Source organism: Microbacterium azadirachtae, from assembly GCF_025583665.1.
Taxonomy (GTDB): domain Bacteria; phylum Actinomycetota; class Actinomycetes; order Actinomycetales; family Microbacteriaceae; genus Microbacterium; species Microbacterium azadirachtae.
In genome coordinates, this window is record NZ_CP099706.1 from 260,131 (window position 1) to 284,116 (window position 23,986).

At 72.2% G+C, this 23,986-nt stretch carries 16 protein-coding genes; 5 read left to right on the forward strand and 11 right to left on the reverse strand.

Going from position 1 to position 23,986, the window contains the following annotated elements; translation table 11 throughout:
* Nucleotides 1–9 precede the first annotated feature (9 nt).
* Nucleotides 10–846 (forward strand): oxidoreductase, encoded by an 837-nt coding sequence (locus NFX31_RS01265; protein WP_262956520.1) that lies wholly within the window; start codon nt 10–12, stop codon nt 844–846.
* A 42-nt stretch (nt 847–888) separates the two neighbouring features.
* Here the strand turns inward: NFX31_RS01265 and NFX31_RS01270 are convergent, their stop codons facing one another.
* The gene (locus NFX31_RS01270; protein WP_045251056.1) at nt 889–1,524 is read right to left on the reverse strand and encodes a hypothetical protein; all 636 of its coding nucleotides are present in this window, start codon (nt 1,522–1,524) and stop codon (nt 889–891) included.
* Between the two features lie 32 nt (nt 1,525–1,556).
* On the reverse strand, nt 1,557–2,171 hold the full coding sequence (locus NFX31_RS01275; protein WP_045251055.1) for a TetR/AcrR family transcriptional regulator C-terminal domain-containing protein: 615 nt from the start codon (nt 2,169–2,171) through the stop codon (nt 1,557–1,559).
* 65 nt (nt 2,172–2,236) lie between these two features.
* On the opposite strand from NFX31_RS01275, the gene NFX31_RS01280 reads away from it, so the two are divergent.
* The gene (locus NFX31_RS01280; RefSeq protein ID WP_091477751.1) at nt 2,237–3,469 is read left to right on the forward strand and encodes a beta-ketoacyl-[acyl-carrier-protein] synthase family protein; all 1,233 of its coding nucleotides are present in this window, start codon (nt 2,237–2,239) and stop codon (nt 3,467–3,469) included.
* Between the two features lie 12 nt (nt 3,470–3,481).
* On the opposite strand, the gene NFX31_RS01285 is transcribed toward NFX31_RS01280, so the two are convergent.
* Nucleotides 3,482–4,393, reverse strand: a complete 912-nt coding sequence (locus tag NFX31_RS01285) for a siderophore-interacting protein (protein WP_262956521.1) — start codon at nt 4,391–4,393, stop codon at nt 3,482–3,484.
* A 29-nt stretch (nt 4,394–4,422) separates the two neighbouring features.
* Here NFX31_RS01285 and NFX31_RS01290 point away from each other — a divergent pair, with 29 nt between their 5' ends.
* The 3 genes from NFX31_RS01290 (at nt 4,423) to NFX31_RS01300 (ending at nt 8,468) form a co-directional block, all read left to right on the forward strand.
* Nucleotides 4,423–5,283: an ABC transporter ATP-binding protein gene (locus NFX31_RS01290; RefSeq protein WP_262956522.1), complete on the forward strand. Its 861-nt coding sequence runs from the start codon at nt 4,423–4,425 to the stop codon at nt 5,281–5,283.
* A 67-nt stretch (nt 5,284–5,350) separates the two neighbouring features.
* Nucleotides 5,351–6,370: an ABC transporter substrate-binding protein gene (locus NFX31_RS01295; protein WP_262956523.1), complete on the forward strand. Its 1,020-nt coding sequence runs from the start codon at nt 5,351–5,353 to the stop codon at nt 6,368–6,370.
* Between the two features lie 10 nt (nt 6,371–6,380).
* Nucleotides 6,381–8,468 carry an iron ABC transporter permease gene (locus NFX31_RS01300; RefSeq protein ID WP_262956525.1) on the forward strand — a complete coding sequence of 696 codons (2,088 nt, stop codon included), beginning with the start codon at nt 6,381–6,383 and terminating at the stop codon, nt 8,466–8,468.
* A gap of 126 nt (nt 8,469–8,594) precedes the next feature.
* Here NFX31_RS01300 and NFX31_RS01305 read toward each other — a convergent pair whose 3' ends face one another.
* The 8 genes from NFX31_RS01305 to NFX31_RS01340 all read right to left on the reverse strand — a co-directional run bounded on the left by NFX31_RS01305 (nt 8,595) and on the right by NFX31_RS01340 (nt 23,920).
* Nucleotides 8,595–9,275: a response regulator gene (locus NFX31_RS01305; protein ID WP_045251049.1), complete on the reverse strand. Its 681-nt coding sequence runs from the start codon at nt 9,273–9,275 to the stop codon at nt 8,595–8,597.
* A complete protein-coding gene (locus tag NFX31_RS01310; RefSeq protein WP_262956526.1) occupies nt 9,272–12,043 on the reverse strand; it encodes an ATP-binding protein in 2,772 nt (923 codons plus the stop codon). The genes NFX31_RS01305 and NFX31_RS01310 overlap by 4 nt, the downstream gene beginning before the upstream one ends.
* 40 nt (nt 12,044–12,083) lie before the next feature.
* On the reverse strand, nt 12,084–12,725 hold the full coding sequence (gene kdpC / locus NFX31_RS01315) for a potassium-transporting ATPase subunit KdpC (RefSeq protein WP_262956527.1): 642 nt from the start codon (nt 12,723–12,725) through the stop codon (nt 12,084–12,086).
* 34 nt (nt 12,726–12,759) lie between these two features.
* A complete protein-coding gene (gene kdpB, locus NFX31_RS01320) occupies nt 12,760–15,039 on the reverse strand; it encodes a potassium-transporting ATPase subunit KdpB (RefSeq protein ID WP_262956528.1) in 2,280 nt (759 codons plus the stop codon).
* Nucleotides 15,036–16,721 (reverse strand): potassium-transporting ATPase subunit KdpA, encoded by a 1,686-nt coding sequence (gene kdpA / locus NFX31_RS01325; protein WP_262956529.1) that lies wholly within the window; start codon nt 16,719–16,721, stop codon nt 15,036–15,038. The genes kdpB and kdpA overlap by 4 nt, the downstream gene beginning before the upstream one ends.
* Entirely contained in the window at nt 16,721–16,810 is a 90-nt protein-coding gene (locus NFX31_RS01330) for a potassium-transporting ATPase subunit F (protein WP_045251045.1), read from the reverse strand. The genes kdpA and NFX31_RS01330 overlap by 1 nt, the downstream gene beginning before the upstream one ends.
* A gap of 207 nt (nt 16,811–17,017) precedes the next feature.
* Nucleotides 17,018–21,733, reverse strand: a complete 4,716-nt coding sequence (locus NFX31_RS01335) for an NAD-glutamate dehydrogenase (RefSeq protein WP_262956530.1) — start codon at nt 21,731–21,733, stop codon at nt 17,018–17,020.
* A gap of 99 nt (nt 21,734–21,832) precedes the next feature.
* Entirely contained in the window at nt 21,833–23,920 is a 2,088-nt protein-coding gene (locus NFX31_RS01340; RefSeq protein WP_052674352.1) for an APC family permease, read from the reverse strand.
* Nucleotides 23,921–23,986 lie beyond the last annotated feature (66 nt).

Genomic DNA, 23,986 nt, shown 5'->3' on the forward strand with positions numbered 1-23,986 from the left:
GAGACGGACATGGCAGCGAAGGTCGCATTGGTCACGGGGGCCTCCTCCGGCATCGGGGAGGCGGCTGCGCGACACCTGCGCGACGCCGGGTTCACCGTCTACGCGGCGGCGCGAAGGGTGGACCGGATGGCGCAGCTGCGCGCCGTCGGGGTCCATACGATCGCGCTGGACGTGACCGACGACGACTCGGCGCGCGTGGCGGTCGAGCAGATCCTCGCCGAGCAGGGGCGCATCGACGTCCTGGTCAACAACGCGGGATACGGATCGTACGGCGCGCTGGAAGACGTGCCTCTCACCGAGGCGCAGGCGCAGCTCGACGTGAACGTGCTGGGTCTGGCCCGGATGACGCGGCTCGTGACGCCGCACCTGCGCGCCCAGCGCAGCGGCAGGATCGTCAACATCTCCTCCATGGGCGGCAACTTCACGACGCCGCTCGGCGCCTGGTATCACGCCAGCAAGTACGCGGTCGAGGCGATCAGCGACGCGCTGCGCATGGAGCTCGCGCCGTTCGGCATCGACGTGGTGGTCGTGCAGCCCGGATCCATCCGCAGCGAGTGGGGTGCCATCGCCGCGGCCAAGGTGCTCGAGACCTCGGGCGACGGCCCGTACCGGGAGCAGGCCGCGGCGGTCGCCAACGCGCTCGGCAACAGCTCGCGACCCGACGCCCGGCTGACGTCCTCGCCCGCGGTCGTCGCGCGGGCGATCGTGCGGGCCGCGACGGCGCGGCGACCGCGCACCCGCTACCGGATCGGATTCGGCGCGAAGCCGCTCGTGCTCGCACACCGGATCCTGCCCGCGCGCGCCTTCGACCTCCTCATCCAGCGCGCGGTGGGCGGCGGGGCCTGACCCGCCGGGCGAAGAGGGCTGCAGTCGCCGTCGGGCCCTCCGTCAGAAGTGCATCTGACGGAAGGTGCCGTACTTGATGAGGATCTCCTCGAGGTCCGGGTCGCCGTCGGGGATCTCGATCCGGATCGTCTTCGAGGATCCGTTCCCCAGGACGATGTCGTTGCCGTTCGAGAAGGTCAGCTTCTCCCAGGGCGCCGACCACACGACGTTCTCGGCGCGGTCGACGGCGCGGGCGCCCGACGCGTCCAGGTCGATGCTCGTCGCTCCGTCGGTCCCCGTGACGACGAAGCGCGCAGGGAACTCGCTGTGCTCCCACTCCTGGAAGTACACCGAGAGGCCGAGCTTCGCCTGCGGCCAGCCGGCGCGGAGGCTGCGACCGATCCGCGAGACGTGGAGCTCCCGCTCGATCGGCTCCCCCTCGGCGTCCGCGCCGCTCACCACGATGCTGCCGCCGACGGGATACGTGAGGCGGAACAGCTCCTCCTGGCGCGTGTCGGAGGCGTCGAGATCGGAGCTCTCGAGGAACGGCTGATCGCCGATCCACCCCTGGCGCACGGTGAAGGTGCGCTTCGTCGCGGAGCGCTTGCGACGAGAGCTCAGCACGCCGAAGACGACGATGCCGATGAGCACCAGCACGCCCGCTGCGAGGAAGATCAGGATCCCGGTGTCATCGTCCACGACCCGCACGCTACCATGAACTGAATCGTCATTCAGTCAATCTCGGATGCGCCTCTGACTGTCAGCGTGCCGGCGAGATCGAGATCGGCCGCCGAGCCCTGCACCCCAGCCTGCGCGAGCAGGGCGCCGCCCAGGGCCGCGCTCCAGAAGGTCCGGGCCTCCTGTGCGATCGGTCGGTCGGCGGTCCAGCCGCGGCTGTCGAGGATGGTGTGCAGGTATCGCTCCGACTGGCGGAACAGCAGCTGCAGATGGCGGTCGATGACGGGGGCGAGCTCGCTCCGCCCGATGCCGAGGGCGAGCGCCCCTGCGACGAGGGGCAGTGACGGGAGGGCGAGCACCACGCGGGCGATGCCGCGGCGGAACGCCTCGGGATCGGCGGCCTGACGTCCGACCCGCTCGACCCGGCGAGTGTCGTGGAGCAGCGCGAGGAACGCCGCGTGCACGAGGAGCGAGTCCTTGGAGCCGAAGTGGTAGGTGATCTGGTTGGGGAAGACGCCGGCGGCCTCCGCGATCTCGGCGACGCTCGGCTGGCCCCCGGATCGCTCACGGCCCAGCCGTGCGGCGGCCTCGATGATCGTCTGCCGGGTGGAGCGCGTGCGCTCGGTCCGTGGAGTCGACGTGTCGCCCGTCATCGCCTTCCGCGCCATCCCTCGATTGTATGTGATACAAATAGATCCGTTGTTTGTATCGCATACAAGAAGGAGGAGCGCGCATGAGTGGGATCGACGTCGTCGTGACGGGGCTCGGAGCGATCACGCCGCTCGGGGGTGACGTGCGATCGACCTGGGAGGCGCTCCTGGACGGGCGCTCCGGGATCCGCGGCGACGTGCTCGCCGGGACGGAGGATCCGGTGCTGTCCGGGGTGGCGGCCGGCACGATGGCCGTCGATCCGGCGGGCCTTCTCCCCGCGGTGCAGGCCAGGCGGCTGGATCGCTCGCAGCAGGCCGCGCTGGCGGCCGCCGCGGAGGCGTGGGCGGACGCGGGTGCTCCGGTCGTCGACCCGGAGCGGCTCGCTGCCGCGGTGGGCACCGGCATCGGAGGGGTGGGCACCCTCCTGAGCGAGGACGATGTGCGGGAGCGGTCCGGCGCGCGCCGTGTTTCTCCGCGCACCGTGCCGATGCTCATGCCGAACGCCGCGGCGGCCCTCCTGAGCATCGCCTACGGGGCCAGGGCCGGTTCGTACACCCCCGTCTCCGCCTGCTCGTCGGGTGCCGAGGCGATCGCGCTGGGCGCGCGGCTGATCCGGGCCGGGGAGGCCGACGTGGTGATCGCCGGAGGCACCGAGGCGGCGATCACGCCTCTCACGATCGCCGGCTTCCGCCAGGCCCGCTCGCTGTCGCACCATGCCGGCGACCCTGCCTCGGCCTCGCGGCCGTTCGCGAGCGATCGGAGCGGATTCGTGCTCGCCGAAGGGGCGGCGATCCTGGTGCTCGAGAGTGCCCGGCATGCGGCCGCCCGAGGGGCCCGGGTCCACGCGGTGGTCGCGGGTGCGGGGATCGCGGCGGACGCCCATCATCTGACCGCGCCCGCGCCGGACGGCTCGGGGCAGGCCTCGGCCATGCGCAAGGCACTGGCGCAGGCGCGCCTGTCGCCGGCGGAGATCGCGCACGTCAATGCGCACGCCACCGGTACGTCCGTCGGCGACGCCGCCGAGTCGCGCGCGATCCGCGAGGTGTTCGGACGCGTGCCGGTGACCGCCCCCAAGGCGTCCCTCGGACACCTCTTCGGTGCGGCGGGGGCGATCGAGGCGCTCATCGCCGTGCTCAGCGTGGAGCACGGCGTGATCCCGCCGACGCGCAACCTCACGCCCGAGACCGTCGATCCGGAGATCGGCCTCGACGTCGTCACCGATCGGCGCGAGGCCCCGCAGGGAGCGGTGCTCAGCAACTCCTTCGGCTTCGGCGGGCAGAACGTGTCGCTCGTGGTCGCGGCCGCCTCGGCGTGAGCGCGCGGCGGCTCAGGCCGCTTCGGCCCGTCCGCGGCGCCAATAGCCCATGAACGCGATCGAGCGGCGGTCGATCCCCAGCTCGCGCACGAGGTGTCGGCGCAGCGCCGTGATCGTGGACGCCTCGCCGGCGAGCCAGGCGTAGCAGGATCCACTCGCGGCCTCCGGCACCTCCCACAGCACCTCGTCCTCGTGCGGCTCGGCGAGGTCGACGGGCGCTGCGTTCGCGTGCGGGGCGGCCTGCGCGGCCCGCGTCTCGCCCCACGCGTGCACGGCGGCGCTCAGGCGCAGCCCGTGCGGAGTGCCCCCGCGGGCCAGCCAGGTGACGGCGACGCCCGCCGGAGCTGCGAGCGGGAGGGCGTCGGCCTCGGTGGGCACCTCGATGTAGACGGACCCGGTGAGGTGGGCGGGCAGCGATTCGACGATCGCGCAGATCGCGGGCACCGCGGTCTCGTCGCCCGCGATGAGCACGGAGCCGGCGTCGCCGGGATTCCACTCCAGACCCCCGGTCTCGTCGGAGCGGGCGTCCGGGCCGACGACCACCAGCGGCGCGCCCGGCGTCGCGGACGACGCCCACGCCGACGCGGGGCCCTCTGTGCCGTGCAGCACGAAGTCGACGTCGATCTCGCGGGCCTCCGGCCGCACCGCGCGGATCGTGTACGTGCGGATCGGATTGCGCTTCTCATCCGGGAGTTCTCGCCAGCGGCGGTACCACTGCATCATCCCGACCGACTCGTCGAACTGGCCGACGTCGGTGAAGGATCCGTCGGGGAGCGGCAGCACGAGTTTGATGCGCTGATCGAGTCCGGCGGTGCCGAAATGGACGAGGTCGGGGCCGGTCAGCGTCAGGCGCAGGAAGTTCGGCGACAGCTGCTCGCGACGGGCGACGGTGGTCCGGTAGGTCCGGTAAGGATGGTGGGGCACTCGTCCAGGATAGGTTAGGCTCCCCTAACATGACGAATCGCAGACAATCCGCCCGGCCTGCGCCGACCCGTCCGACGGGGCTCGTGGCGCACGGTCTGGCCCTCGACTACGGCCGCACGCCCGTCGTGCACGACGTCGCGCTGACGCTGGTCCCCGGTGAGGTGACGGCCCTCATCGGCCCCAACGGGAGCGGCAAGTCCACAGCCCTCCGCGCCATCGCCCGGCTCCATAGGATGCGGTCCGGCACCGTGCGGCTCGGCCCGTCCGGACGCGAGCAGGACGCCGCCGCGCTCGATGCCCGCGAGTTCGCCCGCACCGTGGCGATGCTCTCGCAGTCGCGCCCGCACCCGTCGGGTCTCGAGGTGCGCGACGTCGTCGCGTTCGGGCGTCACCCGCACCGCGGACGGTTCAGCGGCCTGCGCGACGAGGACCGGGCGGCGATCGACCGCGCGCTCGGCGTCACGGGCCTGACCGCGATGGGCGCGCGGCCCGTGGACGAGCTCTCCGGCGGCGAGCTGCAGCGCGTCTGGCTGGCCACCGCGCTCGCGCAGGCCACGCCGATCCTGCTGCTGGACGAGCCCACCAACCACCTCGATCTGCGCTACCAGATCTCCACGCTCGACCTCATCCGCGATCTCGCCGATGCCGGCACCGCCCTGGGCGTCGTGCTGCACGACCTGGACCACGCCGCCGCGATCGCCGACCGGATCGTGCTGTTGCACGACGGACGGGTGCGTGCCGACGGCACCCCGGCCGAGGTGCTCACCGGCGAGCACCTGTCGGCGGCCTACGGGCTGCCCATCGACACCGCGATCGATGACGACGGGCGCGTGCGCGTGATCCCGCGCGGACGGCACGGCGTGCGTCGCGTCATCCCGCAGCCCGCCTGATTTCGCCCCCGACGTCGACCGGCCCGACCGGATCCCCGCCCTCGATCGATCCCGACCCTGGAGAACCATGCGCAAGCCCCTCGTCCTCGCCCCGCTGCTCGCCGTGACGGCGCTCGTCCTCGCCGGCTGCGGCACGACCTCCGTCGCAGAACCCCGCGGCGGTACCACCGCGACGACCGCGGAGTGCGCCGCCGACGCGAAGGCCGCCACCGGACCCGTCACCCTGACCGACGCGATCGGCCGCACCGTGAAGCTCGACAAGCCCGCCGAGCGCGTCGCCGTGCTGGAGTGGCAGCAGGTCGAGGATGCGCTCACCCTCTGCGTGACGCCCGTCGCCGTCGCGGACGCCGCCGGCTACCGGCAGTGGGACACGTCGATCGCGCTCCCCGACGGGGTCGCCGACGTCGGCAAGCGCCAGGAGCCCAATCTCGACGCGCTGTTCGCCACCAAGCCGGATCTCGTCATCGTCGAGGCGCAGACCCGCGACGACGCGATCATCGGGCAGCTGGAGAAGTACGGCGTGCCCGTGCTCGTGACGGTCGGCGCCGACGCGAAGGATCCGCTCCGGCAGCTGCGCGCGACGTTCGACCTGATCGCGCAGGCGACGGGCCGCACCGAACGTGCCGAGGCGGTGACCGCCGAGCTGAACGCGCATCTCGAGACGGCGAAGCAGACGATCGCCGCGGCGAAGCCCGCGAGCACCGACTTCGTCTACATCGACGGCTGGGTCGACGCCGGCACGGTGTCGCTGCGGCCGTTCGGATCCGGGTCGCTGATCGGGGCGATCGGCGCCGAGCTCGGCCTCACCAACGTCTGGAAGGGCGAGACCGATCCCGCGTACGGCCTGGGCAGCACCGACATCGAGGGCATGACCACGATCGGGTCCGCGACCCTGCTGCACACCGGGACGGACGACCCCGACAGCACGAGCTTCATCGCCGCCGCGGAGAAGAACCCGGCCTGGGCCACGATCCCGGCCGTGAAGGAGAAGCGCGTCCACGCGTTCCCCACCGGGATCTGGACGTTCGGCGGCCCGCGTTCGGCGGAGCGCATCGCCGACGCCTATGTCGACGTGTTCGGCAAGTGACCCGGATCCGATGAGCGCGATGCGGACGGCGGGGACGACGGAGGCGGCCGAGGCGGGTGCGGATCCGCGGACGACCGGAGATCCGGGCACGAGCCCGGCGACCGGGGTCCGCGCCCGCCTCGGCGTCGTCGGCGTGCTCGTCGTGCTCGCTCTCGCCCTCGTCGCGTCCGCGGGCTGGCACCTCACCCAGGGTACGAGCGGGGCGGTCTGGGCGGAGCCCGAGATCCTGCTCGGCGCACGCGTGCCGCGCCTCGCCGCGGGCATCGCCGTCGGCATCGCCCTGGGCATGGCTGGCCTGCTCATGCAGTCGCTCGCCCGCAACGCGCTCGCCTCCCCCGACACGCTCGGCGTCACGGCGGGCGCATATCTCGCGATCACCGTCGTCGCCGCCTTCGGGATCTCGCTGCCGTTCTGGGCATCGGGCGTCGTCGCCTTCGCGGGCGGCCTCGCCGCCGCCGTCATCGTGCTGGGCCTCGCCGGCGGATCCGGATCCTCGACGACCCGCCTGGTGCTCGCCGGATCCGCTCTGGCACTGGCCTTCCAGGCCGCGACCTCGGCGCTGCTCATCCTGTTCAGCGAGCAGACCAAGGGCCTGCTCGCCTGGGGCAGCGGGAGCCTGTCGCAGCTCGGGATCGAGGCGTTCCTGCGGGCTGCGCCGGTGGTCGTCGTGGCGGCCGCCGCCGCGCTCCTGCTCGCCCGGCGACTCGACGTGCTCGCCCTCGGCGACGACCTGGCCTCGAGCCTCGGCGTGCCGATCCGGTCCACGCGGATGCTCGGGATCGTGCTGTCGGTGGTGCTCACGGCGACCGCGGTGACGCTGGCCGGCCCGCTCGGCTTCGTCGGGCTGTGCGCGCCGGTTCTGGCCCGGCTCCTGGTGCGTGTCGTGCCCGGACTCGGCCGGCACGCGCTGCTGCTGCCAACCTCCGGTCTCCTCGGCGCGCTCGTGGTGATCCTCTCCGACGCGCTGCTGCGGCTCATCATCGGCGCGGAGGGCGCGATCGCCGTGCCCACCGGGGTCGCCACGACGCTGCTCGGCGCGGGGGTGCTCGTGGCGATGGCGCGGCGACTGCGCGACTCCGGACCCACACGCCGTCCGCCGTCGATCCGGTTCGGTGTGCGCGGACGACGGCGCTTCGCGATCGTGCTGGCGGTCGCGGCCGTGCTGCTGGGGGCTGCCGTGCTCGCGGGCCTGCTGCTGGGCGCGACCCGGCTGCTCTCCGGCGACGTGCTGCTGTGGCTGCAGGGTCAGGCGCCCCCGCAGATCGCCTTCGCCCTGGACGAGCGCGCGCCGCGCGTGCTCGCCGCGGTCACGGCGGGAGCGGCCCTCGCGCTCGCCGGATGTCTCACGCAGGCCGTCAGCCGCAATCCGCTGGCGGATCCCGGTCTTCTCGGCATCACCGGCGGCGCGGGACTGGGCGCCGTGCTCGTGGTGACCAGCGCGGCGGCGACGACCGCGGGCATGCTCGTGGCGGCCGTCGTGGGGGCGCTCAGCGCCTTCGCCCTCGTGTACCTGCTCTCCTGGCGGGGCGGGCTGAGCGCCGACCGCTTCCTCCTGATCGGGATCGGCGTCTCCTCCGCCGCGGTCGCCCTCACGTCGTTCGTGCTGCTGCGGGCGAGCCCGTTCGACACCCCGAAGATCTACACCTGGCTGAGCGGCACCACCTACGGGCGGATCTGGGAGCAGGTCGTCCCGCTGGCGGTGGTGCTCGCGATCGCGCTGCCGGTCGTGCTCCTGCGGGCGCGGGAGCTGGATCTGCTCGCGCTCGACGAGGACACCCCACGGCTGCTCGGCGTGCGTCTGGAGCGCTCCCGGCTGCTGATCCTCGCGGTGGCCGCCGTGCTCGCGGCGTTCAGCGTGGTGGCGGTCGGCGTGATCGGGTTCGTGGGCCTGGTCGCCCCGCACGCCGCCCGTGCGCTCGTCGGCGCGCGTCACGCCAGGGTCGTACCGGTGGCGGTGCTGCTCGGCGCGGTGATGGTCGGGGCCGCCGACGCCGTGGGCCGCACCGTGATCGCCCCCGCGCAGCTGCCGGCGGGGCTCGTGGTGGCGCTCCTCGGCGCGCCCTACTTCGTGTGGCTGCTCTGGCGCTCCCGCGCGTGACCTCGGGATCCGAAGCGCCTGCCCTCCGGCCCCTTCCGTCTGTTTGCGTCAAACGGTGGGTTTCAGGCCCCGAACGCCACGGATCGGCGCAAACAGACGGAAGGAAAGGGGCGGCTCGCCCGGGGGTCAGGCCGGATCCAGCACCAGACGGTATCCCATGCCCTGCTCGGTGAGCAGATGCTCCGGAGCGCTGGGGGTGCGCTCGAGCTTCTTGCGCAGCTGCGACAGGTACAGACGCAGGTAGCCGGTGTCGGTGACCTGCTCCGTGCCCCAGATCTCCCGGAGCAGCTCCTGCCGGGTCACGAGCGCCCCGGGGTGGCGGGCGAGGTGCTCCAGGATCTGCCACTCGGTGGGGGTCAGGTGCACCCGGGATCCGTCCCGCGTGACGGCCTTCGCGGCCAGATCCACCTCGACGTCGCCGAACGAGACGGACGACTCGGACGGTGCGCCGCCGCGACGGCGGGCGAGGGCGCGCAGCCGTGCCAGCAGCTCGTCCACCTGGAACGGCTTGGTGACGTAGTCGTCGGCGCCGGCGTCGAGCGCCTCGACCTTGTCGGCGGACCCGGTGCGCCCGGAGACGACGAGGATCGGCACGTCGCTCCATCCCCGCAGGGCCTCGATCACGGCGATCCCGTCGAGCTTGGGCATGCCGAGGTCCAGCAGCACGATGTCGGGGTGCGCCTGCGCGGCCATCGCGATCGCGGCGGCCCCGTCGGGAGCGGCGATGACGTCGTAGCCGTGGGCGGCGAGGGTGATCCGCAGCGCGCGCACGAGCTGCGGATCGTCGTCGGCGACGAGCAGTTTCATCGGGTCCCTCCCTCGTCGTCGGAGCGCGGCTCCCGGTGCGAAGTGCGCAGAGTGTCGTACTCGGCGCCCGGATCCGGCCGAGTACTCACGTCGAGACCAGCATCGTCCAGAGGCAGCGACACCACCATGGTCAGGCCTCCGCCGGGCGTGTCCTCGGCGGTCAGCGTACCGCCCATGCCTTCGGCGAAACCGCGGGAGAGGGCCAGGCCCAGGCCCAGGCCGGTGGTGTTGTCGGTGTCGCCGTGCCTCTGGAACGGCAGGAACGCGCTCTCTCGCTGATCCTCCGGGATGCCCTCGCCGCGATCGGCCACGCGGATCTCGGCCCGCTCGCCGAGCCGGCTCGTCGACACGATCACGCGGTCGCCGGCCGGCGAGTGCCGCACGGCGTTGGTCAGCAGGTTCACCAGCACGCGCTGCAGGAGCACCGGATCCGCGCGCAGCGGCGGGAGCGCCGGGTCCAGGGCGAGCTCGACCTCGTCGGGGCCCAGGGACAGCTCGTCGAGCGCCGACACGACGCCGCCGCCCGCGTCGACCCGACCGAGCGAGACCGCCAGCACGCCGGCCTGCACGCGGCTCACATCGAGCAGATCGGTGACGAGGCGCGACAGCGTGGCGAGGCTCTCGTCGGCGGTCTCGACGAGTTCCGCGCGGTCCTCGGCGGAGAGCCGGTGGGCGCCGCGCAGCCCGCCGACGGCGGCGACGGCCGCGGCCAGGGGACGGCGCAGATCGTGGCTGAGCGCCGAGAGCAGGGCGCTGCGCACCTGGTCGGTCTCGGCGAGCACGGCGGCCTCCTTCGCCGTCTCGCGCAGGTCGGTGTGCTCGATCGCCGCGGCGAGCTGCGCGACGATCGCGTCGAGCAGGCGCCGGCCCGCGGCGTCGAGGTCTCCGCCGTGCAGCTCGAGGATCGCCCGCGGGCGCCCGTCCGCAGCGGTGCCGACCGGCACGGTCTCCACACGCGGCGGCCGCGGGGGCTGGGCTCCGTCCGCCGTCGCGGACGCGCCCGCCGTCGCGGTGGTCGTCCGCGCCTCCGGCCCGTGCGCGTCGTGCGCCGCGTGCTCCGGGTCTCCTCCGGGGACGTTGCCGCCGAGGGGTTCGCCGTCGACCGCGAGCACGTCGCCGTCGGGGGAGAGTAGCCGGATCCCGCTCAGTCCGAACGCCTCGCGCGCGCGGGCGACGAGCGCCGTCGGGGCACTGTCGCCGCGGAGCACGTTGCCGGCCACGGCGGCGAGCAGCTCGGCCTCGCCCGAGGCGCGCTGCGCGGCGCGGGCACGTCGGGCGGCCTGGTCCACGACGATGCTCACGAGCACCGCGATCACGACGTAGAGGACGAGTGCGAGGGCGTGCAGCGGATCCGCGATCGTCACCGTGAACAGCGGCTCGACGAAGAGGAAGTCGAGGGTGAATCCGCTCAGCACCGCCGCGAACAGCGCGGGCCGCAGGCCGCCGATGAGCGCGACCACGACGACGAGCAGCTGGTAGCTGAGCACGTCGGAGGTGATGGATCCCGGTGCTTTGAGCGAGAACAGCAGCCAGGACAGCAGCGGCCCGCCGATGAGCGCGACCGCGAAGCCGATGAGCTGGCGCCGCCAGCCCAGGGCGCCGCCGCGGATCGTCGGGAGCGGCCCGCGCCGGCCCGCCGCCGAGTGGGTGACGATGTGCACGTCGATGTCGCCGGAGCGGCGGATGATCTCGGCGCCGATGCCGGGGCCGGTGAGCGCGGCCGAGAGGCGACTGCGCCGGCTGACGCCGATGACGAGCTGGCTGGCGTCGACCGACTGCGCGAACTCGACGAGCGTGCCGGCCACGTCGTCGCCCACGAGCTGGTGGTAGCTGCCGCCGAGCGACTCCACGAGACCGCGCTGCTCGGTGAGGGCGCCGGGACGGTCGCCGCGCAGGCCGTCCTGCGTGGTGACGTGCACCGCGAGCAGCTCCCCGCCGGCCGAGCGGGCCGCGATCCGCGCGCCGCGACGCAGCAGCGTCTCGCCCTCCGGCCCTCCGGTGAGGGCGACGACCACGCGTTCGCGGGTCTGCCAGGCACTGTCGATGCCGTGCTGGCTGCGGTAGCTGCGCAGGGCGCTGTCGACCTCGTCGGCGAGCCAGAGCAGGGCGAGCTCGCGGAGGGCGGTGAGGTTCCCCAGACGGAAGTAGTTCGACAGGGCCGCGTCGATCCGCTCGGCCGGATACACCTGCCCGGCGGAGAGCCGGTCGCGCAGGGTCTGCGGGGCGAGGTCGACGACCTCCACCTCGTCGGCGTCGCGGATCACCTCGTCGGGCACGGTCTCCTGCTGCACCACGCCGGTGATCTTCTCCACGACCGCGTTCAGCGACTCGATGTGCTGCACGTTCACCGTGGTGATCACGTCGATGCCCGCGTCGAGCAGCTCCTGCACGTCCTGCCAGCGCTTGGCGTTGCGGGATCCGGGTGCGTTCGTGTGCGCCATCTCGTCGATCAGGGCGAGCTCGGGGCGGCGGGCCAGCACGGCGTCGAGATCGAGCTCGTCGAGCTGCACGCCGCGGTGCGACACGATCCGGCGCGGCACCTGCTCGATGCCCTGCGTCTGCGCGAGAGTCGCGGCGCGGCCGTGCGTCTCCACGACGCCGATCACGACGTCGCGTCCGAGCTCGTCCAGACGCCTGCCCTCGCCGAGCATCTCGTAGGTCTTGCCCACGCCGGGCGCGGCGCCGAGCAGCACGCGCAGGCGTCCCCGCGCGGACCCGCCCTCTCGCCGCCGCTCGGCCATCGCCGACACCCCTTCGCTCACCGACATGCCGGCCTGCTCACCGACCCTCGCGCATCGACCCGGATCCTCATCGCGGCAGGGCGTCCAGCGCCTGGTTCAGCTCGAGGACGTTCACCCGCGCCGTGCCCAGGAAGCCGAGGTCGCGCGTCTGAATCCTAGACTCCACCAGGCGGCGCACGGCGGACGCATCGAGGCCGCGCGCCTCGGCGACCCGGTTCACCTGCAGCAGGGCGTAGGCCGGGCTGATCTGCGGATCCAGTCCGGAGCCCGATGCGGTGACGGCGTCGGCGGGCACCGCCGATTCGGCGACGTGCTCGCGGGCCGCGATCGCCGCACGGCGCTCGGAGATCGCCTTCACCAGATCGGGGTTGTTCGGTCCGAGGTTGCTGCCCCCGGACGCGGTCGGGTCGTAGCCGTCCTTGCCGGCCGCCGAGGGCCGCGGCTGGAAGTACTGCGGCAGGGCATCGCCCTTAGAATCGGTGAACGACTGGCCGACGAGGGTGCTGCCGACCGGGGCGGACCCGCCGGTCCATCCGCCGGTCGGCGCGCCCTTGGCGTCGACGAGCGAGCCGTTCGCCTGCCAGGGCAGGGCGAGCTGGCCGATGCCCGTGACCACGAGCGCGTAGCCGACGCCGAGGACGAGGGTGAGCACGAGCATCGCGCGGACGGCGACGCCGGTGACGCGGACGGTGCCGCGGAGGTTCGACATGGGAGGTGCCTTTCGGGAGGGCCGCCGGACCGGCTCAGAAGCCGGGGATCAGGGCGACGACGAGGTCGATGAGCTTGATGCCGACGAACGGCAGGATGACGCCGCCGATCCCGTAGATCAGCAGGTTGCGCTGCAGGATCTGCGCGGCGCTCGCCGGCTTGTAGGCGACGCCCCGCAGAGCGAGCGGGATGAGGAAGACGATCACGATCGCGTTGAAGACGATCGCGCTCGTGACGGCGGACGCGGGGGAGTGCAGCTGCATGATGTTCAGCGCGGCGAGGCCGGGGAACGCGCCCATGAACATCGCGGGGATGATCGCGAAGTACTTGGCGATGTCGTTCGCGAGCGAGAACGTCGTGAGCGCCCCGCGGGTGATCAGTAGCTGCTTGCCGATCCGCACGATGTCGATCAGCTTGGTCGGATCCGAGTCGAGGTCGACCATGTTCCCGGCCTCCTTGGCGGCCGAGGTGCCGGTGTTCATCGCGACGCCGACGTCGGCCTGCGCGAGCGCCGGGGCGTCGTTCGTGCCGTCGCCCGTCATCGCGACGAGGCGGCCGCCCTCCTGCTCGCGCCGGATGAGGGCGAGCTTGTCCTCGGGCGTGGCCTCGGCGAGGTAGTCGTCGACCCCGGCCTCGGCGGCGATGGCCTTCGCCGTGAGCGGGTTGTCGCCCGTGATCATCACGGTGCGGATGCCCATGCTGCGCAGCTCCTGGAAGCGCTCGGACAGGCCCTCCTTCACGACGTCCTTGAGGTGCACGACGCCGAGGATCCGGGTGCCTCCCTCGGTCGACGACCTCGGGGCGCTGACCGCCACCATGAGCGGAGTGCCGCCCGACGCGGCGATCTCGTCGGCGAAGCGCGCGGCCTCAGCGGCGGCCCCCGCGCCGGTCCCTGAGGCCCCCGCGCCGGTCCCTGAGGCCGCCGCGCCGGTCCCTGAGCCTGTCGAAGGGCCCTCCGACTCGATCCAGGCGCGGATCGCGGATCCTGCCCCCTTGCGGATCTGCGTCCCGTCAGCGAGATCCACCCCGCTCATGCGGGTCTGCGCGGTGAACGGCACGGTCTCGGCGCCCTCGGGAGCGGCGACCACGATGCCGCGGCCCGCGGCGAGCTCGACGATCGAGGCGCCCTCCGGCGTGGGGTCGGCGAGCGACGACAGGGCCGCCGCGTGCAGCAGCTCGTCGGCGGTGACGCCCTCGACCGGGCGCACGTCGGTCGCGCGCCGGTTGCCGTACGTGATGGTGCCGGTCTTGTCGAGCAGGAGCGTGGTGACGTCGCCCGCCGCCTCGACCGCGCGGCCGGACATCGCGAGCACGTTGCGCTGCACGAGCCGGTCCATGCCCGCGATGCCGATCGCGCTGAGCAGCGCGCCGATCGTGGTCGGGATGAGGCACACGAGCAGGGCGATGAGCACGGGGACGCTCACGGGGGACGCGGAATACGACGCGATCGGGTTCAGCGCCAGCACGACCACGAGGAAGACGATCGACAGGCTCGCGAGCAGGATGTTGAGCGCGATCTCATTGGGGGTGCGCTGCCGGTCCGCGCCCTCGACGAGGGCGATCATGCGGTCGACGAAGGTCTCGCCCGGCTTCGACGTGATGCGCACCACGATGCGATCCGACAGCACCCGGGTGCCACCGGTGACGGCACTGCGGTCGCCGCCCGATTCGCGCACCACCGGGGCGCTCTCGCCGGTGATCGCGGACTCGTCGACCGTGGCGATGCCGGCGATGATGTCGCCGTCGCCGGGGATCGGCTCGCCCGCCGCGACGAGCACGACGTCGTCGCGGTGCAGTTCGCTCGAGGCGACCTCCTCGGTCGCGGCGCGGACCGCATCCGGGTCGGCGGCGGGGTCGTAGCCGACCACGCGCCGGGCCATCGTGCTGGTGCGCGTCTTGCGCAGCGTCGCCGCCTGCGCCTTGCCGCGTCCCTCCGCGACCGACTCGGCGAGGTTCGCGAAGAGCACCGTGAGCCAGAGCCAGACCGCGATCGACCAGGTGAATCCGCTCGGCGCGGGGGTGCCGCCGGATGCGGCGGCGCCCGGGCCGAGGAACGGCTCGGCGATCGCGAGCACCGTGGTGAGCGCGGCGCCGGCCCAGACGAGCAGGATCACGGGGTTGCGCAGCAGCGTCGCCGGGTTCAGCCTGCGCAGTGCGCCGGGGAGCGCCTGCACGAGCTGGCTCCAGCCGAAGGCGCGCTGCGGGCGCTCGGTCGCTGAGGCTCTCGAAGCGGCCGGCCCGGCGTTCGTCCCTTCGAGATCCTCGGGGAACGGGGTGGGTTCCGGGGCCGGGGTGGTCTTGAACAGGGCGTTCATCGGACGAGTCCTTCTGCGAGCGGCCCGAGCGTGAGCACGGGGAAGTAGGTGAGGGCGGTGACCACGACGGAGACCGCGATGAGCAGCCCGACGAACTGCGGGCGGTGGGTGGGGAGCGTGCCCGCGGTCTCGGGCACGTGCTGCTGCTGGGCCAGGGATCCGGCCAGGGCCAGCACGAACACGATCGGGACGAAGCGTCCGAGCAGCATCGCCGCGCCGAGCGCCGTGTTGAGCCACGGCGTGTTCGCGGTGAGCCCGGCGAAGGCGGATCCGTTGTTGTTGGCTGCCGAGGTGAAGGCGTAGAGCACCTCGCTCAGTCCGTGCGGGCCCGGGTTCAGGATCGACGTCTTCTCGACGTCGCTGCGGATGCCGGGGATCGCGAAGCTCAGGGCGGTGCCGGCGAGCACGAGGGTCGGCGTCACCAGGATGTACAGGCTGGCGAGCTTGATCTCGCGCGGGCCGAGGCGCTTGCCCAGGTACTCCGGGGTGCGCCCGACGAGCAGCCCGCCGACGAACACGGCGATCACGGCGAGGATGAGCATGCCGTACAGGCCGGATCCGACGCCGCCCGGGGCGACCTCGCCGAGCATCATGTTGATCATCGGCATCATGCCGCCCAGAGGCGTGAACGAGTCGTGCATCGCGTTGACGGCGCCCGTGGACGTGAGCGTGGACGCGGTGCCGAAGAGCGTGGATCCGAGGATCCCGAACCGCTGCTCCTTGCCCTCCATGGCCGAGCCCGCCAGCTGCGTGGCGGTGCCGCCGCCGCCGAGCTCCAGGGCGCTGAGGGCCACGAGCGACACGAGGAAGATCGTGCCCATCACCGCGGCGATCGCGTAGCCCTGGCGGTGGTCGCCGACCATGCGGCCGAACGTGCGCGGCAGGGCGAACGGGATCGCGAGGATGAGGACGATCTCGAGCAGGTCGGTCCACGGCGTCGGGTTCTCGAAAGGGTGGGCCGAGTTGGCGTTGTAGAACCCTCCGCCGTTGGTGCCGAGCAGCTTGATCGCCTCCTGCGAGGCGACGGGCCCGCCGGGGATCGACTGCGCCGTACCGGCGAGCGTGTGCACCTCGGTGAAGCCGGACAGGTTCTGCACCGCTCCGCCCGCGATGAGGGCGAGTGCCGAGAGCACCGCGAGGGGAAGCAGCAGGCGGATCAGTCCGCGGATGAGGTCGACCCAGAAGTTGCCGATCGTGGCGCTGCCGCGACGGGCGAAGCCGCGCACGAGGGCGATCGCGATCGCGATGCCGACCGCGGCCGAGGTGAAGTTCTGCACGGCGAGGCCCGCGAGCTGCACGAGGTGGCCCATGGTCTGCTCGGGCGAGTACGACTGCCAGTTGGTGTTGGCGACGAACGACGCGGCCGTGTTGAACGCGAGCCCCTCGGGCACCGCGGGCAGGCCGAGCGAGAGCGGGAGCACCTGCTGCACGCGCTGCAGCAGGTACAGCAGCAGCAGGCCGACCACGGAGAACGCGAGGACGCTGCGGGCGTAGGCGCGCCAGGTCTGCTCCGACGACGGATCCACGCCGATGAGGCGGTAGAGGCCGCGCTCCACGCGCAGATCCCTGGCCCCGGTGTAGACCCGCGCCATGTAGTCGCCGAGCGGGCGGTACAGGAGCACGAGGACGGCGATGAGGGTGGCGGCCTGGAGCACGCCCAGCCAGATGTCCGCGGCGCCCATCAGAACTTCTCCGGGGCGACGAGGGCGACCACGAGGTAGCCGATCGCGACGACCGCGAGGGCGGCCGCGATGATCTCGATGACGATCACAGCTTCTCCACCCCTCGGGCGATCAGCGCGACCAGGGCGAACAGCGCGAGCGTTCCCGCGACGTAGATGATGTCGAGCACGGATCCGATCGAACCGGGTCCGTCACCGCGGGAACGGCGTCCTCACGGATTCCCTACGGCTCCCCGCCGGATCCATACGGCCTGCCGACGGACGCGGGCGGGAGCGGCCCGCGAAACGCCGATGCCGTCAGCGCACGAGCGAGCGCAGCCGCCGCAGCGCGACCGACAGCACGGCGATGCCGGGGTGGGGGACCGCGGAGGCCGCCGCGAGCGCGGTGGCGGCCCGCTGCGCCGTGCTGCCGCCGCCTTCGAGCCACCGGGCGTACCGCTGGTCGAGCTCGACGTCGCCCGCATGGGTCTGCACCGAGGCGGTCAGGTCCACGAGCACGGCGTACAGGTCGTCGCGCAGGGACGCGCGGGCCATCGACTGCCAGCTGTCGTCCTGCGGGAGCTCCGAGACGCTGGTGAGCAGGTCGTCGAACCGGATCTCCCCGGAGAGCAGGAAGTAGGTGCGCGCGACGTCCTCGAGATCCCACCCCCTGGCCTGGGCGAGCTCGATCACGTCGAGCAGTCGCAGCGCCTCGAGCAGCCGGGCGCCGCGATGCGCGAGATCCTCGGGCACTCCCGCGGCGGCGAGCGCCGCCTGCCGTGCCGCGAACTGAGCCGCCTCGTCTCCGTGGAAGAACCCGGCGAGCCGTTCGGACAGGATCCGCACCGGCTCGGCGAACCGGGCGATCTCCGCACCGATGTCGACGCCCTCCGAGCGGTGCTGCACGAACCAGCGCGCCGCACGGTCGAGCAGTCGCCGGAAGTCCAGGTACAGCCGGGTCTGGGTGGCGGTGTCGACGAGGTTGTCGGTGGCCTCGACGGCGACGACGAATCCGCGAAGGTCGAAGATCTCCCGTGCCGCGACGTAGGCCCGGGCGATCTGCTCGGCGGTGGCGCCGGTCTCGGCGGCCGCGCGGTCGGCGAACGTGATCCCGCCGCGGTTGACCATCGAGTTCACGACCGTGTTCACGATGATCTCGCGGCGCAGCGGATGCTCGGCGAGCCGCTCGGCGAACCGCTCGCGCAGGGCGCTCGGGAAGTACTCCGCGAGCGTTCCGGCGAACCACGGGTCGTCCGCGAGGTCGGTCGCGGCCAGGTCCGTCTTGAGCGCGAGCTTGGCGTACGCGACGAGCACCGCGAACTCCGGACGGGTCAGGCCCTCGCCGGCCTCCACACGCTCCTGGACAGCGAGCCGGTCCGGCAGGAACTCGATGTCGCGGTCGAGTTCGTCGCGCGCCTCCAGGCTCTCCATCAGCCGCTCGTGCACGGGCAGCATGATCGCGGCGTTGGCGCGGGAGTTGCCGAGCAGCACGTTCTGCTCGTAGTTGTCGCGCAGCACCTGCACCGCCACCTCGTCGGTCATCGACGCGAGCAGGGCGTTGCGGTCCTCGATGCTCAGCACGCCCTCGCGCACGAGCGCGCCGAGGAGGATCTTGATGTTGACCTCGCGGTCGGAGGTGCCCACGCCGGCGGAGTTGTCGATGGCGTCGGTGTTGATCTGCACGCCCGCATGCGCCGCCTCGATGCGGCCCCGCTGGCTGACGCCGAGGTTGCCGCCCTCCCCGACCACCCGCACCCGGAGGTCGCGTCCGTCGACGCGGATCGCGTCGTTCGCCCGGTCGCCGATCTCCGCGTGCGACTCGGCCGAGGCCTTCACGTAGGTGCCGATGCCGCCGTTCCACAGCAGATCCACCGGGGCGAGCAGCACGGCGCGCTTGAGCTCGTTCGGGGTGAGCGCCACCACGGCGTCATCGAGCCCGAGCGCCGCGCGCAGCTGCGGCGACACCGGGATCGACTTGGCGCTGAGCGGGAAGGCGCCGCCTCCCGCGGAGATCAGCGCGGGGTCGTAGTCGCCCCAGGACGAGCCGGGCAGCCGGAACAGCCGCAGCCTCTCCGCGAAGGACGCGGCGGGATCCGGATCCGGGTCGACGAAGACGTGACGATGGTCGAACGCCGCGATGAGGCGGATGTGCTCGGAGAGCAGCATGCCGTTGCCGAACACGTCGCCGGACATGTCGCCGATGCCGACGACGGTGAAGTCCTCGGTCTGCGTGTCGTGGCCCAGCTCCCGGAAGTGCCGTTTCACCGACTCCCACGCGCCGCGGGCCGTGATGCCCATCGCCTTGTGGTCGTAGCCGACGGAGCCGCCCGAGGCGAAGGCGTCGTCGAGCCAGAAGCCGTACTCCTGGGAGATGCCGTTCGCGATGTCCGAGAACGTGGCGGTGCCCTTGTCGGCGGCCACGACGAGATACGGGTCGTCGCCGTCCTTGCGCACGACGCGATCGGGCGCGACGATCCCGGCTCCGATGCGGTTGTCGGTGAGGTCCAGCAGCCCGCGGATGAAGGTCCGGTATGCGGCCTTGCCCGCCTCCAGCCAGGCCCCGCGGTCGGCGGCCGGGTCGGGCAGCCGCTTGCCGACGAACCCGCCCTTCGAACCGGTCGGCACGATCACGGCGTTCTTGACCATCTGCGCCTTGACCAGCCCGAGCACCTCGGTGCGGAAGTCCTCGCGTCGGTCGCTCCAGCGCAGGCCGCCGCGGGCGACCGCGCCGAAGCGCAGATGCACGCCCTCGACCTCGGGGGAGTAGACCCAGATCTCGACCATCGGCCGCGGCGCCGGAAGATCCGGCACCCGCTTGCTGTCCAGCTTCATCGACACCCACGGCTTCGGATGCCCCTCGGCGTCGCGCTGGAAGAAGTTGGTGCGCAGGGTCGCGTCGATCACGCCGAGGAACGCGCGCAGGATGCGGTCCTGGTCGAGGCTCGCGACACCGTCCAGCCCCTGGAGCACGCCCTCGCGGATGCGCGCCTCCGCGGCAGGGTCGGCCGTGTCGGGGTCGAAGCGCGCGGCGAACAGCTGCACCAGCGACACCGCGATGGCCGGGTTCGTGATCAGGGCCTGATCGATGTAGCCCGTCGAGAACGCGGATCCGATCTGCTGCAGATAGCCGCCGATCGCGCGCAGGATCACGATGTCGCGCCAGTCCAGCCCGGCGTGCACGACCAGGGCGTTGAGGTTGTCGTTCTCCGCGGCGCCCGTCCAGATCGCCAGGAACGCGTCCTCGAACTGCGCCGCCCGCCTCTCGTCGCCCCACAGCGCCGCGTCGGGCAGCCGCAGGCCGAAGTCGGAGATGTGCCGCCGGCTGCCGTCCGGGAGGGTGACGGTGTGCGGGCGGTCGTCGACGACCTCGACGCCGAGCGCGGTGAGCATGGGCAGCACCTCGGCGAGCGGGCGCGGATCCACGCTGACAACGGTCAGGAAGCGCTGCGCCGGGTCGTCGCCCTCCGCGTACAGGTGCACGGCGATCCCGCCGGACTCGTCGAGCCGCTCCAGGCGCTCCACGTCGCCGACGGCCTCCTCGGGAGTCGCGAACTCCTTGTAGGACTCCGGGAACGCCGCGCTGTAGCGGGCGTGCAGGCTCCCGGCGGTCTCCTCGTCGTACGCGCTGTGCAGGGCGTCGACGAACTCCGAGTCCCAGGTGCGCAGAGCGGCCGCAAGGCGCGCGTCGAGGTCGGCGGGATCGACCGCCGGGATGTCGCGATCCTTCGGCATCCGCATCACGACGTGCAGCTGAGCGAGCGGCGACTCGCCCACCTTCGCCGTGTACTCGAGGGCGTCGACGCCGTAGGCGTCCTTCAGTAGCGCCTCGATCCGCAGCCGCACGGGGGTGTTGTAGCGGTCGCGCGGCAGCAGGACCAGCGCCGAAACGAACCGGCCGAACTCGTCGCTGCGCGCGAAGATCGCCGCGCCCCGGCGTTCGCGCAGCCGGCTGATCCGGGTGGCGACGGCGAGCAGGTGCTCCGGCGAGTCCTGGAACAGCTCGTCGCGGGGGTAGTCCTCGAGGATCTGCTCCAGCTCCTTGGCCGAGTGCGACCCCGGCGCGTGCCCGGAGGCCGCCAGCACCGCGGTCACCTTCGCGGCGACGATCGGCAGCGCGGTCACGGAGGAGGCGTAGGTGATGGACGTGAACAGCCCCAGGAAGCGGTGCTCCCCGGTCACGTTCCCCGCCTCGTCGAACGAGCGCACGCCGATGTAGTCGAGGTATACGGGCCTGTGCACGGTGGATCGGGAGTTGGCCTTCGTGATCGTCAGGATCCGCGGCTCGTGCGCGGTCGCGCGGGCCTCGGGCCGCAGATGGACGACGCGGCTCGGCGCGTCGCGGAGGATGCCGAGGCCGGTGTCGTCGATGGGGCGGAGCACGTCCTCCCCGTCGATCGCGTCGAGCGCGTAAGCGCGGTAGCCGAGGAACGTGAAGTGGTCGTCGGCGAGCCAACTCAGGAACTCCGTGCTGCGGGCGATCTCCGCGGGAGCGGCGGTCGGCGGCGGGGACGTGCGCAGCGCGGTGACGATGTCGAGGCAGGTGCGTCGCAGCACGCCCCAGTCGGCGACCGCGGCGTGCACGTCGGCGACGACGGAGAGGATCCGGGAGCGCAGCGCCTCGCGCTGCTCGGCCGTCGGGATCCGGTCGGTCTCGAGGTGCATCCACGACTCGGACCGGCCGCCCAGGCCGCCGACCTCGAGGATCCCGCCCTCGTCGTCGCGGCGGACGGCCACCACCGGATGCAGGAGCAGGTGGACGGTCGGGCCCTCCTCGGCGACGGCGGCGGCGACCGAGTCGACCAGGAAGGGCACGTCGTCGGTGCAGATCTGCACAATCGTCCGGCGCGACGTCCAGCCGTTCTCCGCGACGGTCGGCGTGAACACGGCCACGCGCGTCTCGCCGGCACGGCGGCCCTCGGCGAGGTCGATCATCGCGCTCAGGGCCCCGGTGACGTCGCGGGGATCCCGGTCCTCCAGCCCGTCCTGCGGGAGCCTGCTGCGGAGCCGGTCGATCAGGGCACTGGTCTCGGGCATCATCGTCCTTCCGCCGCCGCGCGGTGGTCGTTCACCCGCGGTCAGCCCGAGTGTCCCGCCGGGCGGGGCGTCATGTCAACGGCCGACCCGGGCGGGCGCTCAGCCCTTCTCGGGCGGTCCGGCGGGGCGCTGCACGCGGCGGGCGGCCTTGGAGTCCTCGCCGCCGTAGAGCGGCACAGGGCGGCCTGCGCGCTGCTGGCCGGGCACCGGGCGCGACCGGCGGCCGTAGATGAGCTCGGACGAGTCGAGCAGCCACGGGACGAGCGTGATCGTCACGCCGTGCACGAGCATCAGCTGGTTCGCCACACGGCGGGCGCGGCGGTTGTGCAGGATCGACTCCCACCAGTGGCCGACGATGTACTGCGGCAGGTACACGGTGACCACGGCGGGGCCGTGCTTCTGCCGGTACTTGTTGATGTACGCCTCCACGGGCGCCGCATAGTGGCGGAAGGGCGACTCCACGATCACGAGCGGGATCGGGATCCGGTGCTCCTGCCAGTCCTTCTGCAGCTGCACGCCGTCCTCAGGGTTGGCGGCCACGTGCAGGGCGATCGTCTTCTGGTGCTTCGCCGCGATCGCGTAGTCGATCGCCTTGATCACCGGCTTCTGCAGGCGGTTGACGAGGATGATCGCGACGTCGCCCTCGGATCCGAAGTGGGTCGTGTCATCGATCGCGATCTCGTGCTCGACGTCGCGGTAGTAGCGTTTCACGCCCATCATGAGCAGGGCGAGGAGCGGGATCGCGATGAAGACCATCCACGCGCCGTGGGTGAACTTCGTGATCGTGACGATCACGAGCACGGCGATCGTCAGCGAGGCGCCGAGCGAGTTGATCACGAGGCCCGTGTACGCCGTGCGCCGCACGGGCAGCGCATCCTTCACGCTCATCGACTTGGTGCTGCGCAGCAGCGCCTTCCAGTGCCTCACCATGCCGACCTGGCCCAGCGAGAACGACACGAACACGCCGATGATGTACAGCTGGATGAGGTTCGTCAGGTTCGCCTGGAACAGCACCAGCACGCCGATCGCGGCGATGCCGAGCACGATCATGCCGTTGGAGAAGACGAGGCGGTCGCCGCGCGTGTTCAGCGCCTTGGGGGCGTAGCCGTCGCGCGCGAGCACGGCGCCGAGCAGCGGGAAGCCGTTGAACGCGGTGTTGGCCGCGAGCAGCAGGACGCACGCGGTCGCCGCCTGGATGATGAAGAAGGGCAGGGAGCCGCCGCCGAACACGGCCGACGCGATCTGGGCCATGAGGCTCTGCTGCGGCTGGCCGCACGCGTAGCCGACGAGGTCGCGGCACGGGTCCTCCGCGTAGTGCACCTGCGTGATGAGGCCGAGCGCGGTGAGGCCGGTGAACAGCAGGATCGCGATGCCGCCCATCATGGCGAGCGTCGCCTGCGCGTTGCCGATCTTCGGGATCCGGAACGCCTGCACGCCGTTCGACACGGCCTCGACGCCGGTCAGGGCGGAGCAGCCGCTCGAGAAGGCGCGCAGCACCAGCAGGATCACGGCGGCGTTCGCGAGCTGGTCGCCGTGCATCGCGTACTGCGAGCTCTCGGCGATCGGCACATCGCCGAGGAAGGTGCGCACGAGACCCGTGACGATCATCACGGCGACGGATCCGATGAAGATGTAGGTCGGCACCGCGAAGAACGTCGACGCCTCACGCACGCCGCGCAGGTTCACGATCACAATGAGGATCACGAAGCCCACGGCGAGCTCGACGCGGAAGGGATCGAGCTGGGGGACCGCGGAGATGATGTTGTCGACGCCCGAGGCGATCGACACCGACACGGTGAGGATGTAGTCCACCAGCAGTGCGGCGGCCACGACGACGCCGGGGATCTCACCGAGGTTCTTCGAAGCGACCTCGTAGTCGCCTCCGCCGGAGGGGTAGGCCTGGATGAGCTTGCGGTAGCTCAGCACGATCACGATCAGCAGCAGCACGACGGCTGCCGCGACCCACGGGGCGAACGCGAGGAACGCCAGCCCGCCGATGCCCAGAGTCATCAGCATCTCCTGGGGGCCGTAGGCCACGGAGGAGAGCGCGTCGGATGCGAAGATCGGCAACGCCATCCGCTTCGGGAGGAGCTGCTCGTTCGCCTTCTCTGTGCTGAGCGGCTCGCCGAGCAGGATGCGTTTGGCTACCTGCGGGGCGTCGGCGCTCTCACGGCTGTCATTTGCCACGAGCGGCTAAATTACGCCTGGAACGGGGCCGATGCAATTTCGCGCGCGCGTTGTTGCATCACTGTT

Bases quoted from the DNA above. Each gene is read 5' to 3' on its own strand.
- NFX31_RS01265 (WP_262956520.1), top strand. From the start codon at position 10: ATGGCAGCGAAGGTCGCATTGGTCACGGGGGCCTCCTCCGGCATCGGG.
- NFX31_RS01275 (WP_045251055.1), bottom strand. From the start codon at position 2,171: ATGGCGCGGAAGGCGATGACGGGCGACACGTCGACTCCACGGACCGAG.
- NFX31_RS01280 (WP_091477751.1), top strand. From the start codon at position 2,237: ATGAGTGGGATCGACGTCGTCGTGACGGGGCTCGGAGCGATCACGCCG.
- NFX31_RS01290 (WP_262956522.1), top strand. From the start codon at position 4,423: ATGACGAATCGCAGACAATCCGCCCGGCCTGCGCCGACCCGTCCGACG.
- NFX31_RS01295 (WP_262956523.1), top strand. From the start codon at position 5,351: ATGCGCAAGCCCCTCGTCCTCGCCCCGCTGCTCGCCGTGACGGCGCTC.
- NFX31_RS01300 (WP_262956525.1), top strand. From the start codon at position 6,381: ATGAGCGCGATGCGGACGGCGGGGACGACGGAGGCGGCCGAGGCGGGT.
- NFX31_RS01305 (WP_045251049.1), bottom strand. From the start codon at position 9,275: ATGAAACTGCTCGTCGCCGACGACGATCCGCAGCTCGTGCGCGCGCTG.
- NFX31_RS01310 (WP_262956526.1), bottom strand. From the start codon at position 12,043: ATGTCGGTGAGCGAAGGGGTGTCGGCGATGGCCGAGCGGCGGCGAGAG.
- kdpC (WP_262956527.1), bottom strand. From the start codon at position 12,725: ATGTCGAACCTCCGCGGCACCGTCCGCGTCACCGGCGTCGCCGTCCGC.
- kdpB (WP_262956528.1), bottom strand. From the start codon at position 15,039: ATGAACGCCCTGTTCAAGACCACCCCGGCCCCGGAACCCACCCCGTTC.
- kdpA (WP_262956529.1), bottom strand. From the start codon at position 16,721: ATGGGCGCCGCGGACATCTGGCTGGGCGTGCTCCAGGCCGCCACCCTC.
- NFX31_RS01335 (WP_262956530.1), bottom strand. From the start codon at position 21,733: ATGCCCGAGACCAGTGCCCTGATCGACCGGCTCCGCAGCAGGCTCCCG.